Consider the following 17,478-nt stretch of genomic DNA (forward strand, 5'->3'; position numbering starts at 1 on the left):
CGCATGGCCAATCGGCGGTCAGGGGCGGGCATCAGACCGACAGGTAGGCATCGCGGATTTCGGGATGAGCTTCGAGGTCTTTGAAGCTGCCGTCGAATTTCTTTTCGCCGCCTTCGATGATGATGGCGCGGTCGGCGACGGCGCGGGCGAAATGCAGGTTCTGTTCGGAAATCATAACCGTCAGCCCTTGGTCCTTGAGCTTCAGAATGGTGGCCACCATCTGTTCGACGATCACCGGGGCGATGCCTTCCGAGGGCTCGTCGAGCAGCAACAGCGCGGGGTTGCCCATCAGCGTGCGGGCGATGGTCAGCATCTGTTGTTCGCCCCCGGACATGTGCTTGCCGCGGTTGGCGCGGCGTTCGGCAAGGTTGGGAAAGATGTCGAACAGTTGGTCGGTGGTCCAGTGGGGCGCATCCGTACGGGCGGGCTGACGGCCCACTTCGAGGTTTTCCAGCACCGTCAGGTCGGTAAAGATGCGCCGGTCCTCGGGGACGTAGCCGATGCCCCATTTGGCGACACGAAAGGCGGGTTCGCCCACCAGGTCGCGGCCCTGAAAGATGACGCCGCCCTTGCGGGGTCTGACCAGCTGCATCACCGATTTCATCGTGGTGGATTTGCCCGCGCCGTTGCGGCCCAGAAGGGCGACCACCTCGCCGCGCCGGACCTCGAACGTGAGGTCCGACAGGATGTGGGCCTTGCCGTAATAGCTGTGGATGCGCTCGACGCTAAGCATGGGAGTTTTCCTTGAACAGGGTTCCACCGCCCAGATAGACCTCTTGCACGCGGGGGTCGTTGCGCACCTGCGCGGCGTTGCCATCGGCGATCAGCTCGCCCCGGTTCAGCACCATGATGTGATGGGAATGGGCGAACACCACGTCCATGTCATGTTCGGTGAACAGCACGCTGACGCCCTGATCGCGCACGATGTCCGCTGTCAGTTGCATCAGTTCGATCCGCGCGCTGGGCGCCATTCCGGCGGTGGGTTCATCCATCAGCAGCAGGCGGGGTTTGTGACACAGCGCGATGGCCAGTTCGAGCCGTTTGAGATCGCCGTAAGCGAGGATCGAACAGGGCCGGTCGGCCTGGTTTTTCATGGCGACGGTTTCCAGCAGGCTCATCGCCTCGTCGCGGTATATTTTCCAGGCGCGCGGGCCGAGGGAAAAGATGCGCCGGTGATGCGACATCAGCGCCATCTGGACGTTTTCGACCACGGTCATCGACTGGTAGGTGCCGGTGATCTGAAAGGTGCGCCCCACGCCCTTGCGCCAGATGTCGCGGGGTTTGCGCCCGGTGATGTCTTCGCCGTCCAGAAACACCTTTCCTGCGGTCGGCTTCAGCTGCCCCATCAGCATGTTGAAGCAGGTGGATTTGCCCGCGCCGTTGGGGCCGATCAGCGCCTTGAGCTCGCCCTTGGCGACGCTGAAGCTGACGCCGCCGACGGCGAGAAAGCCGCTGTAGCTTTTCCTGAGGTTTTCGACGCGCAGGATTTCGGTCATTTCACGGTCTCCTCGTCGATGTTGCGGATGCGGCGCCACAGGGTGCGCAAGGTGCCCACGATGCCTTCGGGCATCAGGATCACCACGGCGATGATCACCAGGCCCAGCAGCAGGCGCCAGTATTCAAGCCGGGTCAGCCAGTCTTCGACCACGGTCATGAAACCCGCACCGACAACCCCGCCCGCCAGCGTTTTCACGCCGCCAAGGAAGACCACGATCAGCGCATCGAAGCTTTCGCCGATTTCCAGAACGGTGGGAAACACCGAGCCTTTGGAGAACACGAATATCCCGCCCGCAAGCCCCGCCATCGCGCCCGCAAGGCAGAACGCCGCGTATTGCACGCGCTTGACGTCGATGCCGGTGGCCTCGGCCTGGCGCGGGCTGTCGCGACCGGCGCGCAGGGCGTAGCCGAACGGCGAATGGATGGCGTGGCGCAGGAAGATGATGCCGCCCGCACCAAGAATCAGGGTGAAGTAGTAGAACGGCGCGGGCGCGTTCAACCATTCGGCGGGCCAGATGTTGACCAGCCCGTCATCGCCGCGCGTCACGCCGCGCCACTGGAACGCCAGGCTCCAGACCAGTTGGCTGAAGGCCAGCGTCAGCATGGCGAAATAGACCCCGGTCAGCCGGATGCAGAACCAGCCGATGGCCAGCGCCAGAACCCCCGCGGCCAGCGGGGCGAACACGAAGGCCAGTTCCATCGGGGTATCGGTGTGATAGACCAGAAGCGCTGCGGCATAGGCGCCGCCGCCAAAGAACGCGGCATGGCCAAAGCTGACCAGCCCGCCGGTGCCAAGGATGAAATGCAGCGAGGCGGCGAACAGCGCAAAGACGATCATGTCGACGATCAGCGTCATTACGAATTGTTCGGCGAACAGCGGCACCAGCGCCAGCGCAAACAGCAGTGCGCCGACCAGCGCGATGCCCTTGGGGCCGTAGGGGCGGATGGGTTGTTCGGGGGCGCCGACCTGACCGTGTTCGCCCGCGACTTCCTCGCGCCCCAGAATGCCGTAGGGGCGCACGATCAGCACGATGGCCATGACCACATACATCAGCACCAGCGTCGATTGCGGCAGGTAGGTGACGCCAAAGACGTTGAGCACGGAAATCAGCACGGCAGCGATGAACGCCCCCGGCAGGCTGCCCATGCCGCCGATGACGACAACCACAAAGACCTCGCCGATGATGTTGAAATCCATCAGCAGGTCCGCGCCGCCCTTGGGCAGTTGCAGCGCCCCGCCAAGACCCGCCAGCGCCGATCCCAGCGCGAAAACCCCGGTGAACAGCCACGCCTGATTGACGCCAAGCGCGCCGACCATCTCGCGGTCCTGCGTCGCGGCGCGCACCAGCACGCCAAGCCGGGTTTTCGTAATCAGATACCACAGCGCGAACAGGATGAACGGGGTGATGGCGATCAGCACGATGTCGTATTTCGGCACCGGTTCGCCAAAGACGCGCCAGACGCCGCGCAGCCCGGGCGCACGCGGGCCAAGCTGATCCTCGGCGCCCCAGATCATCAGCGCAAGGTCCTGGATCACAAGGATGACGCCGAAGGTGGCGACCAGCTGGAACAGCTCGGGGGCGCGATAGATCGGACGCAGCACCACGATTTCGGTCAGCGCGCCAATGGCGCCCACCGCAAGCCCGGTGAGCAGGATCGCGCCCCAGAACCCGACATGACCGGGCAGGATGTCCATCAGCGTGATGCCGATGAAGGCCCCCAGCATGTAAAAACTGCCGTGGGCGAAATTGACGATTCGCGTGACCCCGAAGATGAGCGACAGGCCCGAGGCGACGAGGAAGAGGGCCGCCGCATTGGCGAGACCCGTCAGGAACTGGGCGAGGAAAAAGGCCATGGTCCGGAGACTTTCCTTGTGCGGCGCATGTGGCGGGGAGAGGCGGGGCACGCCTTGCCTTGTGCGAAAGGCACGGGGCGCTGCCCCTCTTGGCGCGTGCCGCGCCAATTCACCCCGGAGTTTATCTGGCAAGATGAAGGGGGCGCGCCGCGCGGGGCGCCCCCTGTCGCGACGTTATTCGGCGGGGCGCATGGCCATGATTTCTTCGTCGGTGGGCATGTAGGGGGCCGGGTCCTTGTATTCCCAGTCGACCATCACGCCTTTGCCATCCTCAACCGCGGTGGTGCCGACCCAGGCGCCCAGCGTCGACTGGTTGTCGATGGCGCGGTAGGTCAGGTCTCCGATGGGGGTATTGTTGACGGTGAGGTCTTCGAACGCGGTGACGAGGCTTTCGGTATCGGTGGCGCCGGCCCTTGCGATGCCCGCGGCGACGGATTGCGCCGTCATGTAGCCCACGAGGCTGCCGATTTTCGGGGTTTCGCCGGTGGCATCCATGTAGGCATCGACAAAGGTCTTGCCGGGGGTGCCGTCTTCGAAGCCGTACCAGGGAAAGCCGGTGACGAACCAGCCTTCAGGGGCCTCGTCGCCCAGCGGATCAAGGTATTCCGGTTCGCCTGTCAGCAGGCCGTAGACAGAGCGGCCGTCGAACAGGCCGCGGTCGCCGCCCTCGCGCACCAGCTTGGCAAGGTCGGATCCGAAGGTGACGTTGTAGATGGCGTCGGGCTTGGCGCGCTCGATCGCCTGCACCTCGGCGCCGGCGTCGATGTTGAACAGGGCGGGCCATTGTTCGGCAACGAATTCGACATCTGGTTTCAACCGTTGCAGGTTTTCCTTGAACGCATTCACCGCGTCCTGCCCGTAGGCGTAGTTGGGCGCGATAGTGGCATAGGTTATGGCGTCGGACTTGGCGGCCTCTTCGGCGAGCATGGCGGCCTGGACCCAGGTCGAGGCGCGCAGGCGGAAGGTGTAGGGGTTGCCCGAGTTCCACACCAGGCTGTCGGCCAGCGGTTCGGCGGCAAGGTAGAGGTATTCCTTTTCGGCGGCAAAGGACGACAGCGCCAGCCCGACGTGGGACAGGATGGAGCCGGTCAGCATCACCGTGCCTTCGCGGGTCATCAGTTCTTCGGCGATCTTGACCGCTTCGGCGGGATCGCCCTGATCGTCGCGATAGACGAATTCCAGCGGTTTGCCGAGCACGCCGCCGGCTTCGTTGATCTCGGACAGCGCCAGTTCGATGCCCTTTTTGTAGGGTTCGGCGAAGGCGGCCATACGCTTGTAGTGGTTGATCTCGCCGACCTTGATGGTGTCCTGGGCCATGGCGGCGGGGGCGGTTGCGGCTGCGGCGATCAGGCCCAGCACGGTGCGTCTGATGAGGTTCATGCGGTTTCTCTCTGTTGGTTGGGCGCGGTGGCCGTTGGTGCCGGTCTTTTTTGCCGGTTAATCGTGGTAAATAATAGCCATGGAGGGATCGGAGGCGATATCTTCGGTCCTCTCCAGTTCCAGAAGATCGTTGATGCGCTTGCGATAGACAAGCGGCCCTCTGTCGATGGCGATGCGCAGGGGGCGGCGTTTCTGGGGGCGCAATTCTTCGGACTGCACCGCTTCGAGGATGGCTTTGTCTTCGGCGAATGCGGTGCGGAACATGGCGTCCATGCGGGTTGCGGCCTCGGGGTCGTCGATGGCGGCGTTGCGGATGTGCATCCAGCGGTCGATGGTGTGGGTTTCGGTCACGGGGGTCATGAAATGCAGAGCGAAGATGCGCACGCCGTCGCCGCGGTCTTCTTCGCGGCATTGCCTTTCGGTCTCGATGGAGCCAAAGTCGATGACGGCGGTGCAGGGGGTATAAAGGTAGTAGTAATGCCAGCGGTCCACATTGCCGGTGAACCCGCCAAACGCCTTGAAAAACCCGATGGGTTCGCCGTCGCGGATCCAGCGCCAGGCGACGATGGCCTCGCCCTCGGTCTGCACATGCACGGGCACGTTTTCCGACGCGGCGTTGCCCAGCGTGGTGGGGTGCACAAAGCTGACATGCGCCGGGTCAACGAGATTTTCCGCGACATTGAGGTAATGGGATTCAAGGTGCAGTGCGTCGCCGTGGTGCACCGCCCAGTTCGGATCGGAAAATTCGGGCATGTCGAAGACCGTTTCAGGGTCGGCCCTGGTCGGGTCGCCCATCCAGATCCAGACGATGCCGTGGTTTTCGACGATGGGGAAGGCGTCGACGCGGGCGGATTTGGGCAGGTTGGCCTGCCCCGGAACGCGCACGCAGGCGCCCGAGCAATCGAAGGTCAGCCCGTGGTAACCGCATTGCACCGTGTCGCCGACGCGCTTGCCTCTGGACAGCGGCAACAGGCGGTGCGGGCAGCGGTCCTCCAGCGCCGCGACCGTGCCATCGGTTTTGCGGAACATCACGACGTGATCGCCAAGGATGGTGAAGCGGCGCAGCTCGTCGTCGATTTCTGTCGACCAGGCGGCGACATACCAAGCGTTTCTTACGAATTGCGTCATGCGTGCGTCTCCTTGGGTTAGCGCAGACCGTCCGTGCCGGTGATCCCGTCAGTGGTCAGCCCGCCGACCCTTGGCAGCGGGCGGCCGTGCTGTTGCAGCGCCACCGCGACAAGGATCTCATCCGGGCGGGGGGCATCGTTGAGCCGCAGGCACATGGCGTCGAAATGGCTGCGCACATAGGCGGCATCCTTGTGGCCAAGCGGCACGCCGAGGGTTTCGCCGGCGCGCCCGATGGCCTTGGCCGAGGGCACCAGCGCGCGGCCTCCTCCGATCACCGCGCGCAGCGGCGCGCCGAGTTTCGGGTGCAACAGGGCGGCGGCGTGTTCCAGCTCGCCGTTTTCCCCCACCAGCGCGGCCTTGCCGTAGCCCTCGACGGGGGCACCGCCAAGCGCGGCAAGCGCTTCCTGGCCAAGCCGCGCGCCAAGCGCCTCGCCCATGTCGATCAGGTCCGACAGGTCATCGACGTAGCGCCCGGCAAAGGGGTTGGCGATCACCGCCGCGGCCAGCGCCCGCCGCGTGGGCGGCGAAACGGCGCGGCCCATCTCGGTGCGGACCTCTTCGGTCAGGGTGACGAGCTTGCGCAGCTTCAACGGAGCCCGTCCTCGCCCTTGATCGCGTCCCTGGTCAGCCCGCCGACGCGCGCGTGGATGCGCCCTCCGGTGGTCATGACCAGCACCAGCAGGATCTCATTGGGGCGGGGAGCGTCGGGGATGCCGACCTCGATGGCGTCATAATGGGTGCGCACATAGGATGCGTTGGTGTGCGTCACCGGAATGTCGATCCGGGTCCCCGCCGCGCCGACCTTTTTGGTCGAGGGCACGATGGCGAGGCTTTTCCGGATGCTGTCGCGCATGGCGTAGCCGCCGGGAACGTGCCACAGCGCGCCATGCTCGATCTCGCCGTTCACGCCGGTGACGGCGCCTTTGCCGTAGCCTTCGACGATGTCGGCGTCGCCGCCGAGTGCGTCGATGCACATCCGCGCCATTTCGGCAGCTAGCGGTTCGAGGTCTTTCATGAAGGGCAGGATATTCTCGACATATTGCCCGGCGTAGGGGTTTTCGATCACCGCCATGGCCGCGGCGCGCCTTGCCGGGGTTTCCGGGGCGGGGCCGCCCTCGTGAAAGATGGTTTCGACCTGCACGAGGGTTTTGCGAACCTTGACCTCAGGCATTCTGGAGTTCCTTCGTTTCGATATGTTGCCCGAGGGCGATACGGGTGCCGGCCAGCGCGACGCAGGCGGCGCGGATCAGCCCGCGCGAGATGTAATCCTGCGCCAGGGCGCGCGCGGCGACAAGCGCGGCGGCGATCTCCGGCGGCGCCAGCGGGCCGACATCGGTGGTGACAGGGCGCGGGCCAAGATCGCTGTCGGGGGACAGGGTGTTCGCCGGAGCGCGCATGATCGCGGGATGGCCGGGCAGGTCGACCGCATTGGCGATCAGCGTGGCGGCCACATCGGCCAGAGCCGCGTCGCGGGCCAGCACGGTGACCGCGTCGGCGATGCCCATCGAATGGGACCGCCCGCGCCAGCCGCTGGTGGCGACGCCGCCGATGCCATCCCGCGGGCCGATCAGCGCCCGCGCGCCGGGGGCGCGGGTTTCCGGAACGTCGCAGATTGCCAGGCGCAATGGCGCGCTCCGGGTATAAAGCGCGATGTCGCCGCCGTTGTTGACATGGGCGCGGGTCAGGGCGTGACCGGGCACCAGCATCTCGGCCAGAAGGTGATCCGAAACCGCGCCCGCCACCGCCGCCATGGGTGTCGCAAAAGCCGGGGCAAACCGCGCCGCCGCCCGGTGCATCCGCTGCGCCACGGGTCCTGTGGGGGCAAGGCCGTCGGCCTGCCGCAGCCGGGGCAGTTCGGCGCACAGGCCGGTCAGGAGGGGGGCAAAGCCGTCGCGGGCGCGCCCCAGCGCCCGCGCCACCGCGCGCGCAGGGCCGTCGGCCGTGACGATCACGTCAATCGGGCCGTGGGTCAGGCGCATCCGACCATCGCGGGCCATCTGCATCCGGGGGGCTTCGGTCCAGCTCATGCGGCGCCGTTGTCCAGGGGCCAGGGCGCGCCGGCCTTGCGGTTTTCGGTGCGCCGCCCGGACAGACGGTGGTCCGATTGCCGCCCCGTCCGGCCCTGCAGCGCCTCCTGCAGCGGCGTGACGTAATCCATATGACCCCCAAGCGCCCGGTAATCCGCGCGCGTCATGGTGAATTCGACGGGTGCGACCAGCGCCGGGGTCGGCACATAGCCAAAGGCGTTTTTCGGCATCTGCGTCACGTCGGCCATGAAGGTGATGCCTCCGCCCGGCCAGATCATCACCGGCGCCCCGCCGCAGGTCACGCGGGTGAGACGCGACTGCACCGATCGGGTAAGGCTGACCGGGTTTTCGGTGACCCCCGAGCGCAGCGAACCGCCCGCCCCCGCCATGAACAGCACCGAGGCCAGCGAAGGTTCGCAGTTTTCCTCGATCCGCGCGACCGAGGATTTCAGCCGGTCGGGCATGTCCATCGGCGCGGGGATCAGATCTTTGTCCAGTTCGAAATAGGCGGCGTGTTCGCCGGTGGTCGATACCATCAGCAGCGACATCCCCGCCCAGGCCTGTGGCTTGAACGTATCGAGTATATCCAGAGGGTTGGTCAGATTCGTGCCGCCCCAGCCGGTGCCCGGCCCGGCCACCTGAAAATAGCGCCCCGGCGTGGACCGGCGGCCCTTGACCTTTATGCCGGTGGCGGGCCAGCCGATAACCTTGCCCGCCTGATGTTCGGACATGACGCCGGTGATGTGATCGTCGACCACGACGACCTCGTCCACGAGCCCCTGCCACTGCGCAGCGAACATGCCCACGGTGGCGGACCCGCAGCCGACGCGCATGCGCTGTTCGCGGCGGCCGTTCACCACCGGCGCCTGTCCGGCGGCGATCTGCACGTCGGCGCCGCCGTCGATGCTCAGCGCGACCTCTTGCCCGTTGCACAGGGCCAACAGGGCGGCGCAGGTGGCGCGGCCTTCTTTCTTGGACCCGCCGGTCAGGTGGCTGACCCCGCCCAGCGACAGCATCTGGCTGCCGTATTCCGACGTGGTGACATGGCCGACGATCTCGCCGTCCGCGCGCACCCAGGCGCATTCGGACCCGAGATGGCGGTCGGTGTCGATCTTTACCTTGGCACCGCAATAGGAAAAGATGCCTTCGGTCACGACGGTTATCATGTCGGTGTCTGCCATGGTCGAGGCAACGATGAAGGGTGCAGGCTTGTAGTCGGGATAGGTGGTGCCGGACCCGATAGCGGTGACGAAGCTGTCGTCGCCCGAAACGATGTCGCCGTCCCATTCGCGGTCGAGAAACGGCACGACGGGGGTGTCGGAATTGGACAGGATGGTCAGCGGATCGAGCCGGACCAGATCGCCGCCCTCATTGGCGTAGCGGTCGCAGGCGCCGGCGCGACCTTCTGCGATAATGCACATGACGGGGCAGGCGTCGCAGCGGATCTTTTCGGGCTTGGCCGCGCGCTCGCGACTTGGGGAAGGGGTGTCTGCCGTCACGTCGCGGGCTCCGGTCCTTGGCTGCCGGAAGGGGGCTGCCGGTTTCGCAATTCGTTTGTATACGAACGCATGGCGCAGGAGGCTCTGTCAAGCGCCCCGTCGGGTCTTGCGGGGGCTGTGGTGGCGTGTGACGCGATTTTCAGCAAAATCGCGAGGGCGAGCCGCAATGGCCTTGCAACGGCATTGACAGATTTTGCGTCCTGCTCCTAACGTGCTTCAGTTTTTGTTTGCATACGAATGATACCGTATGGTCTGACCGTCGCTGGAGTAGCCATCATGACCCTTCACAGACCCGACAGGCTGGCCGATGCGCTGGCGCTTCTTGCGGGCGATGCCGTGGCGCTTGGGGGCGGGACGGACCTGTACCCCGGCTTGCGCGACGCCGCGCCGCCGCCGCACATGGTCGACCTGACGCGAATCGCGGGGCTGAGGGGCATCCGCCGGGACGGCACCGGCTGGCGCATCGGCGGCGCGACCACCTGGACCCAGGTTCTGAAGGCGGATCTGCCGCCGCTGTTCGACGGGCTCAGGGGGGCCGCGCGCGAGGTCGGGTCGGTGCAGATCCAGAACGCGGGCACCGTGGCGGGGAACCTGTGCAACGCCTCGCCGGCGGCGGATGGCATGCCCGCCCTGCTGGCGCTGGATGCGACGGTCGAACTGGCGTCGGACGCGGGCACGCGGCGCGTGGCGCTGGCGGATTTCGTGCATGGGCCACGGCTGACCGCGTTGGCGCGCGGCGAGATTCTGACCGCGATCCACATCCCGGACGCCGCCGGACGGGGCGCGTTTCTCAAGCTGGGGGCGCGGCGCTATCTGGTGATTTCGATTGCGATGGTCGCCGCGGTGGTCGCGACGCAGGCGGGCCGGATCGTTCGGGCGCGCGTTGCGGTGGGGGCCTGTTCGCCGGTGGCGCGCCGGCTGGCCGGGCTGGAAACGGCGCTTGCGGGGGCGACGGCGGACGAGGTGTCCGCCATTGTCTCTGCCTGCGCATTCACCGAACTTTCGCCCATTGATGACGTGCGCGCCAGCGCGGATTACCGATCCGAGGCAGTGAAGGCGCTGGTCGTCCGCGCCGTCTCCGCCACGATGGAGGCCAAGTGATGTCGTTGGACGCCCCCCAGGGACATGTCGGGTTCACCCTGAACGGCGATGCGGTCACGGTGCCCGCGTCACGCACCGCGCGCCTGTCCGAGGTGCTGCGCAAAAGCGCGGGCGCCCGCGACGTCAAGGTCGGCTGCAACGCCGGGGATTGCGGCGCCTGCACCGTGCTGATCGACGGCGCGCCGGTCTGTGCCTGCATGGTCGCGGCCGGGCAGGCACAGGGTGCGGTGATCGAAACGCAGGCCGGGCTGGTGGGGCGCGACCCGCACGCAGACCGGCTGGCGCAAAGCTTTCAGCGCCATCAGGCCGCGCAATGCGGCATCTGCACGCCGGGCATGATGGTGGCGGCGGTGGCGCTGTTGCGGTCGGACACGCCGCTGACCGAGGCGACGGTCAAGGATGCGCTGGGCGGTGTGCTGTGCCGCTGCACCGGCTATCGCAAGATCATCGCGGCGGTGCTGGATGCGTCCCGCTCCGCTCCGCTTGGCGAAGGCGGCGTCGGCGCGCCCATCGCGCGGCTGGACGGCTGGCCCAAGGTGTCGGGCACGGAACGGTTCGGCGACGATGTCGCGCCCGACGGCGCGCTGGTGGTGCGGGCCATCCGGTCACCGTTTCATCGCGCGGCGTTTCGGTTCGGCGATCTGGATGCCTATCGCGCGGACCATGGGCTTGACCTGATCCTGACCGCCGCCGATGTGCCGGGCAGGAACCGGTTCGGCGTGATCCCCGGCTTTGAGGATCAGCCGATGCTGGCCGAACACGAGACCCGCTTTCGCGGAGAACCCGTCGCCGCCGTGGTCGGGCGCGCCGGGATTGTCGCCGCCTTGCCCGAGTTTCCGGTCACATGGCAGGAACTGCCGTCCGTCATCACGCCGCGGGACGCAGTCGATGCCGACTTGCTGCATGACGACCGGTCAGACAACGTGATGTGCCGGGGCTATGTGGCGCGGGGCGATGCGGCGTCGGCCATGGCCAGGGCGCCGCATGTGGTGTCGGGCGATTTTTCCACCGGCTTCATCGAACACGGCTATATCGAACCCGAGGCCGCGTCGGCCCGGCGGGTCGGCGACCGGCTGGAAATCCACTGCTGCACACAGGCGCCGTTCATGAATCGCGACGGCATCGCGGGTCTGATGGGGTTGCCTGCCGATCAGGTGCGCATCGTGCCAACGGCGGTGGGCGGCGGTTTCGGGTCCAAGCTGGACCTCACCGCGCAGCCCTTTGTCGCGCTGGCCGCCTGGCTGACAGGCAAGCCGGTGCGCATGACCTTTACCCGCACCGAAAGCCTGCAAGCGTCAACCAAACGTCACCCGTCCGAGGTGCATATGCAGGTCGGGGCGGATGAGGACGGGCGCATTCAGGCTGTGCGGTTTGACGGGGTGTTCAACACCGGCGCGTATGCCAGTTGGGGACCGACGGTGGCGAACCGGGTGCCGATTCATGCCTCCGGCCCGTACCGGACCCCCAATTACTCGGCGCACAGCACCGCCGTGCACACCAACACCGCCGCTGCGGGTGCGTTTCGCGGTTTCGGCGTGCCGCAATCGGCGGTGGCGCTGGAACAGCTCTATGACATGCTGGCGGACAAGCTGGGCATCGACCGGCTGGAGTTCCGGTTGCGCAATTGCCTGCTGAACGGCGAGCCGACCGTCACCGGGCAGGTGTTCGACAGGGGCATGGCGATCGACGCCTGCCTCGGCGCGCTGAAACCCGCCTGGGACGCGGCGCTGGCCGACTGCGCGGCGTTCAACGCGGCCCATGACGGGGTCAAGCGCGGGGTCGGCGTGGCGTCGGGGTGGTACGGCTGCGGCAATACCTCGATGTCGAACCCCTCGACGATCCGCGCCGGGATCACCGCCGGCGGCGCGCTGATGCTGCATCAGGGCGCGGTGGACATCGGGCAGGGGTCCAACACGGTCATCACCCAGATCTTTGCGCAGGCGCTGGGTGTACCGGTGTCTGCGGTGACGCTGATCGGCGCCGATACGGATCTGACGCCGGACGCGGGCAAAACGTCGGCCAGCCGTCAGACCTTTATCACCGGCAATGCCGCCAAGCGCTGCGGCGAGACATTGCGGGCGCAGATTCTGCGGCTGGGAAATGTGGGCGGCGATGCGGTGATCTCGTTGGACGGGGGGCTGACCCTCATCGACGGGGCGACCAGCGTGCGGGTGCCGCTTGCCGGCGACGGATATGCCATCGAGGCGGTCGCAAGCTACGACCCGCCCACCACTCCGCTGGACGAAAACGGGCAGGGCGTTCCCTATGCGGTGTTCGGCACGGCGGCACAGATGTGCGTGGCCGAGGTCGATCTGGCGCTGGGCACCACCCGGCTGATCCGTATCGTCGCGGCCCATGATGTGGGCAAGGCCATCAACCCGCTGCTGGTCGAAGGCCAGGTCGAAGGTGGTGTCGCACAGGGCATCGGCCTTGCGCTGATGGAGGAATTTCTGCCGGGCCGTACCGAGAACCTGCACGACTACCTTATCCCGACCATTGGCGACGTGCCCCCCATCGACACGCTGATCGTCGAAAGCGGTGACATGCACGGCCCCTATGGCGCCAAGGGCCTGGGCGAACATTGCCTGATTCCGACAGCGCCCGCCGTTCTCAATGCCATCGCCCATGCCACGGGCGCCCGCATCCACCACCTGCCCGCGACACCCGACAAGGTGCGCCGCGCGATCCGGGCGCTGATCTGATGCTCGACAAGACGGGAAAGGCCCCGCATATGACCGACAGCACGCTTACCGGCACCTTTGCCGGTATCGACGTGGGCGGCACGTTCACCGACCTGGTCTACTACGACAGCAAGACGGGCACGGTGAAGCTGGCCAAGGTGCCGACAACGATGGACAACCAGTCGCACGGCGTGCTCTCGGCGCTGGATGCGGCGGATGTGGATGCGGGGGCGCTCGACCTGATCGTGCATGGCACCACCACCACCACCAACGCGGTGCTGGAACGGCACCTGTGCAAGACCGGGCTGGTCACCACCATGGGCTTTCGCGACGTGCTGGAACTGGGGCGGCGCACGCGCCCCCACGCCTATGGCATGACCGGGCAGTTCCGCCCGCTGATCCCGCGCGACCTGCGCCTGGAGGTGCCCGAACGGATGCTGGCAGAGGGCGCGGTCCATGTGCCCTTGGACGAGGACGCCCTGCGCGCCGCCCTGACCGAGCTGGTCGCCAAAGGCTGTGAGGCGCTGGTGATCCACTTCCTGCATTCCTACGCCAACCCGGCCCATGAACGCCGCGCCGGGCAGATCGCCGCCGAGGTCTGGCCCAATGGCAACATCACCATGGGGCATGCGCTGATTTCGGAATCGCGCGAATACGAACGCGGGGTCACTGCGGCGGTGAACGCCAGCGTGCAGCCCTTGCTGCGCGCCTATGTGGAACGGTTGGCCGACAAGCTGTCGGAGCGCGGCTATGACCGCGATCTGCTGGTGATGACCGGAAACGGCGGCATGGTCTCAGCCCGTGTGGTGGCGGACGAGGCTGCCAAGACGGTGATGTCCGGCCCCGCCTCGGGGGTGATGGCGGCGGCCTACACCGGGCGTCGCGCCGGCATTCCCGATCTGCTGACCTATGACATGGGCGGCACCTCCACCGACGTGGCGATGATCCGGGGCGCGGATCCCGCCGTCAGCCACGAGATCGAAATCGAATACGCCATGCCGATCCACGTCCCCATGGTCGACGTGCGCACGGTCGGCGCAGGCGGTGGGTCCATCGCGCGGGTCGATGCGGCCGGGCTGCTTCAGGTGGGGCCCGACAGCGCCGGGTCGACGCCGGGGCCGATCTGTTATGGCAAGGGCGGCACGGTACCGACGATTTCCGACGCGAACATGCTGCTGGGTCGGCTTGACCCCGACCGGCTGAACACCGGCGCGGGGGGGGTGTCGCTGGACACCATCCGCGCGGCATTTGCCGCGCTCGGCGCGCGGCTGGAACTAGGGGCCGACGCCGCCGCCGCCGCCGTGCTGCGCGTGGCGACCGCGAAGATGGCCGATGCCGTGCGCATGGTGTCGATCTCGCTGGGCGAGGACCCGCGCGATTTCGCGCTGTTCGCCTTTGGCGGCGCCGGGCCTCTGCACGCCTGCGCCATCGCGCGCGAACTGGGGGTCCCGCGCGTGCTGGTGCCTGCGCGGCCCGGCATCACCAACGCGCTGGGCTGTATCGTGGCCGATCTGCGCCACGATTTCGTGGCCACGGTGAACCGCCCGCTGGATGTCTGCGACATGGCCGAGATCCAGGCCCTGTTCGACCAACAGGTCAGCGATGGCCGTGCCGCCATCGCGCGCGAACGGGTCGAGATTGCCGAGGAAAGGATCTCGTATGCCGTCGAGATGCAATTCATCGGCCAGACCCACCTGTTGCGCGTGCCCCTGCCGGATGCGGCCCCGTCGCGCAAAACGCTTCAGGCGCTGTTCGAAGAGGCGTATTTCAAGCGCTTTCAGGTGCGCCTGCCGGAAATCCGGCCCGCCCTGGTCAACGTGGTCACCTCGGTCATCGGCCGTCGCCCCGAGATCGACCTTGCCGCACTGATTGACGCCTCCGGGCGCAAGGAAACGGTGACCGAGGCGCGGACAGGCACCCGGCGCGTGTTCTTCGAGGGCTGGACCGAAACGGCTGTCTACTGGCGTGACCACCTGCCCGCGGATGCGACGCTGCAAGGCCCCGCCATCGTTGAGCAGATGGATTGCACCCTGGTGCTGGAACCCGGCGACAGGGCCGTGCAGGACGCGGATGGCAACCTGATCGTCACCGTCGGAGCCTTGTCGTGAGCGCTGTACCCGGCCGCGCCGCCGGAGTGGGGGTTTCACACCCCCACACCCCCGTGGAGTTTATCCGGCAAGATGAAGCGATGCGCCGCGCCCGGGCTTCATCTTGCCGGATAAACTCCCGCCGGAGGCAATCCCGCCGCCGATCACCCTATGCCAGCGCCGGAGTAACGCGATGAGCCTTGATCCCATCACTCTTACTGTCATCCAGTCAGGGTTGCAGCAGGTCTGCGACGAAATGGATTTGTCATTTTCGCGCGCTGCGTTTTCGCCGGTGATCGCCGAGGCGAACGACCGGTCCGACGGGATTTATTCCGCCCAAGACGGTAGCCTGATCGCCCAGGGGTCGATGGGCTTGCCGGTGTTTGTCGGGGTTATGCAATATTCCACCGCGACGCTGATCGAGATGATACGCGACCGCAAGGTGGCGGCACCAAAGCCGGGTGACATCTACATCGTCAACGATCCCTATCTGGGCGGCACGCATCTGATGGACGTGCGTTTTGCCATGCCGGTCTGGCGCGATGGCGAGATTTTCTGCTGGTTGTCCAACACCGGCCATTGGCCCGACACAGGGGGGGCGGTGCCGGGCGGGTTTTCCGCCAGCGCCACGGCGGTCGAACAAGAGGGGCTGCGCCTGCCCCCCGTGCGCCTGTTCAAGGGCGGCGAGATGGACCAGGAGATTTATTCGATCATCTGTTCCAACATCCGCGTTGCGGACCAGCGCATTGGCGACGTCAAGGCGCAGGCGGCGGCATTGTATGTGGGGCAGGCGCGTCTGACGCGGCTGCTGGACCGTTACGGCGATGATACGGTGCGCGACGCCATCGCCGAGTTGCGCGTGCGTGCGGGCGAGCAGATGCGCGCCCAGATCGCGCAGATCCCCAAGGGCACCTATCGCAGCACCGCCTATATCGACAGCGACGGCGTGGTGAACGAACCGCTTGAGATCAGGCTGGCGGTGACGGCGGATGGCGAGACGCTGAGGTTCGATTTCTCCGGCTCCAGCCCGCCCTGTCAGGGGCCGATGAATTCGGTGATCGCGACGACGCTGTCCTCGGTTTATCTGGCCATGCGGCATATCTTTCCGCAGGTGCCGATCAGCGCCGGCGCGTTCGAACCACTGAATGTCATGCGCCCGGAGGGCACTTTTCTCGATGCGCGCTATCCGCGCCCGGTGTCGGGCTGTGCCGCCGAGGTCAGCCAGCGCATCGCCGAGGCGGTGTTTGCGGCACTTGTGCAGGTGCTGCCGGGCAAGGTCAGCGCCGCGCCTGCCGGATCGTCGGGCAATTTCGCGCTGGGCGGCGAGGTGCCCGAGACGGGGCAGGCCTATGTGATGTATCAGATATCGGGGGGGGGCTATGGCGGCTATGCGGGTGGCGACGGTCTCTCCAACGGCTGTTCGACCATCGGGATTTCCAAGGCGCCTCCGGTCGAGATCATGGAGCAGCAGTTTCCGGTGCTGTACCATCGGTATGCGCTGCACGAGGGTTCCGGCGGCGCGGGCGAGTATCGCGGGGGGTTTGGTCTGGATTACGAGGTGGAGCTGCGGGCGGGCCATGCGCGCGCCAGTTTTGTGATGGATCACGGGCGGTTCGGCCCGCAGGGCGTGCAAGGCGGCAGGGACGGCGCGATGAACCGGGTCCTGGTGACGCGCGGCGGCGAAAGCTTCGTGCCCGAGCATCTGAGCAAGGCGCAGGATATTCAGCTGGTCGCGGGCGACCGGGTACGGGTGCAAACTCCGGGGGGCGGGGGCTTTGGCGATCCGGCCCGGCGCGACGCCGCAAAGGTGGCCGAAGACGTGCGGCTGGGCCGTTACAACGCGGCGCAGGCCAAGGCGCTGTTCGGCTAGGTGTTTAGTCCCAGCGTGTGATGGGTTGGATCGACAGTGAATCTTTCTGGCTCTCTTGTCCAGATTTTGCAGATGAACTCGAATGGCGTTAGGCCCTGCCGCGTCTTGAGGCGACGCGCATAATTGTAGGCTGCGATGAAGTCGCCGAGGTGGGTTTCGAGTTGAGCGTGTGCCTCATAATGGTCGCGCTTGACGGTCGCTTCCTTGATCGTGCGGTTCATGCGCTCGACCTGGCCATTGGTCCAGGGATGGTTCACCTTTGCCAGGCGATGCTCGATCCCGTGCTCCGAGCAGACCCGGTCGAAGATGTGCTCCATCGCATAGCGATCCTGTTTGCGGTTTGTGAACTGGAT

General features: G+C 66.5%; 14 protein-coding genes. 4 read left to right on the forward strand and 10 right to left on the reverse strand.

What is annotated here, in order from left to right; translation table 11 throughout:
* Positions 1-31: 31 nt before the first annotated feature.
* From ATI53_RS09660 to ATI53_RS09700, 9 genes are all read right to left on the reverse strand, one after another.
* Positions 32-733: an ABC transporter ATP-binding protein gene (locus ATI53_RS09660; RefSeq protein ID WP_111550289.1), complete on the reverse strand. Its 702-nt coding sequence runs from the start codon at positions 731-733 to the stop codon at positions 32-34.
* Positions 726-1,496, reverse strand: a complete 771-nt coding sequence (locus ATI53_RS09665) for an ABC transporter ATP-binding protein (RefSeq protein WP_009506439.1) — start codon at positions 1,494-1,496, stop codon at positions 726-728. The genes ATI53_RS09660 and ATI53_RS09665 overlap by 8 nt, the downstream gene beginning before the upstream one ends.
* A complete protein-coding gene (locus ATI53_RS09670; protein WP_111550290.1) occupies positions 1,493-3,352 on the reverse strand; it encodes an ABC transporter permease in 1,860 nt (619 codons plus the stop codon). Before ATI53_RS09670 ends, ATI53_RS09665 begins: the two co-directional genes overlap by 4 nt.
* Before the next feature lie 174 nt (positions 3,353-3,526).
* The gene (locus ATI53_RS09675; protein WP_009506437.1) at positions 3,527-4,732 is read right to left on the reverse strand and encodes an ABC transporter substrate-binding protein; all 1,206 of its coding nucleotides are present in this window, start codon (positions 4,730-4,732) and stop codon (positions 3,527-3,529) included.
* Positions 4,733-4,789: 57 nt separating this feature from the next.
* Entirely contained in the window at positions 4,790-5,860 is a 1,071-nt protein-coding gene (locus ATI53_RS09680) for an aromatic ring-hydroxylating dioxygenase subunit alpha (protein ID WP_111550291.1), read from the reverse strand.
* 17 nt (positions 5,861-5,877) lie between these two features.
* On the reverse strand, positions 5,878-6,450 hold the full coding sequence (locus ATI53_RS09685) for an amino acid synthesis family protein (protein WP_009506435.1): 573 nt from the start codon (positions 6,448-6,450) through the stop codon (positions 5,878-5,880).
* Positions 6,447-7,031: an amino acid synthesis family protein gene (locus ATI53_RS09690; RefSeq protein ID WP_111550292.1), complete on the reverse strand. Its 585-nt coding sequence runs from the start codon at positions 7,029-7,031 to the stop codon at positions 6,447-6,449. The genes ATI53_RS09685 and ATI53_RS09690 overlap by 4 nt, the downstream gene beginning before the upstream one ends.
* Positions 7,024-7,887, reverse strand: coding sequence for a UPF0280 family protein (locus ATI53_RS09695; protein ID WP_111550293.1), 864 nt, complete (start codon positions 7,885-7,887; stop codon positions 7,024-7,026). Before ATI53_RS09695 ends, ATI53_RS09690 begins: the two co-directional genes overlap by 8 nt.
* On the reverse strand, positions 7,884-9,308 hold the full coding sequence (locus tag ATI53_RS09700; RefSeq protein ID WP_223866049.1) for a 6-hydroxynicotinate reductase: 1,425 nt from the start codon (positions 9,306-9,308) through the stop codon (positions 7,884-7,886). The genes ATI53_RS09695 and ATI53_RS09700 overlap by 4 nt, the downstream gene beginning before the upstream one ends.
* 354 nt (positions 9,309-9,662) lie before the next feature.
* Here ATI53_RS09700 and ATI53_RS09705 point away from each other — a divergent pair, with 354 nt between their 5' ends.
* The 4 genes from ATI53_RS09705 (at position 9,663) to ATI53_RS09720 (ending at position 17,125) form a co-directional block, all read left to right on the forward strand.
* Positions 9,663-10,487, forward strand: coding sequence for an FAD binding domain-containing protein (locus tag ATI53_RS09705; RefSeq protein WP_111550294.1), 825 nt, complete (start codon positions 9,663-9,665; stop codon positions 10,485-10,487).
* A complete protein-coding gene (locus tag ATI53_RS09710) occupies positions 10,487-13,189 on the forward strand; it encodes a molybdopterin-dependent oxidoreductase (protein ID WP_111550295.1) in 2,703 nt (900 codons plus the stop codon). The genes ATI53_RS09705 and ATI53_RS09710 overlap by 1 nt, the downstream gene beginning before the upstream one ends.
* A 29-nt stretch (positions 13,190-13,218) precedes the next feature.
* A complete protein-coding gene (locus tag ATI53_RS09715) occupies positions 13,219-15,276 on the forward strand; it encodes a hydantoinase/oxoprolinase family protein (protein WP_111550301.1) in 2,058 nt (685 codons plus the stop codon).
* 172 nt (positions 15,277-15,448) lie between these two features.
* Entirely contained in the window at positions 15,449-17,125 is a 1,677-nt protein-coding gene (locus tag ATI53_RS09720) for a hydantoinase B/oxoprolinase family protein (RefSeq protein WP_111550296.1), read from the forward strand.
* Here ATI53_RS09720 and ATI53_RS09725 read toward each other — a convergent pair.
* On the reverse strand, positions 17,122-17,478 hold a 357-nt coding region (locus ATI53_RS09725), incomplete at its 5' end, for an integrase core domain-containing protein (protein WP_146609905.1). The two genes, ATI53_RS09720 and ATI53_RS09725, sit on opposite strands and share 4 nt — an antisense overlap.

It is taken from the genome of Salipiger aestuarii, from assembly GCF_003259905.1.
Classification (GTDB): Bacteria; Pseudomonadota; Alphaproteobacteria; order Rhodobacterales; family Rhodobacteraceae; genus Salipiger; species Salipiger aestuarii.